General features: G+C 45.3%; 1 protein-coding gene. It reads left to right on the top strand.

Going from position 1 to position 525, the window contains the following annotated elements; genetic code table 11:
* Positions 1-525 (top strand): UvrD-helicase domain-containing protein (locus R8N47_RS28235; protein WP_318186486.1); only part of this gene is annotated, 525 nt, incomplete at both ends.

The raw sequence follows: 525 nt of genomic DNA, 5'->3' as shown, positions 1-525 counted from the left end.
GGTTGAAAAAGCACTGGATGACACCAACAAATTTCAAACGTTGGCAAAAGCATTTAGATAAATGGCCTATTGCTTATCTGAAAGGTGATGATGAGCTGGGTAGCCATTCGGAAAATCCGAAGCTAATTGCTTGGTTGGATTCTCAATTGTCGCATTTAGCTGCTGTTGGTTTAACGAAAAAGCAAGTGCAAGAGAAGTTGGTGGATCACCAAGACTATACGCGCCTCAATAGCGAATTAGCACTGTGTTGGCCGTGTTTTTCTGCATGGCAAAAAATGCTCAAAGAGAGCAATCAAGTCGATTTCCCAACCATGATAAGTCGAGCAACGGATTACGTGAATAAAGGGAAGTTCGTATCGCCTTGGCGTTTTGTTATGGTCGAGGAGTATCAAGACATCTCTCCAGATCGTTTGGCGTTGATCGAAGCGTTATGTGAATCAACGGAGAAGCAGCCTGGCGCAACCTTGTTTGCCGTGGGCGATGACTGGCAAGCGATTTATCAGTTTGCGGGCGCAGATGTGGACT

Source organism: Vibrio sp. 2132-1 (assembly GCF_033344315.1).
This window is presented reverse-complemented; position numbering and strand designations above follow the sequence as displayed.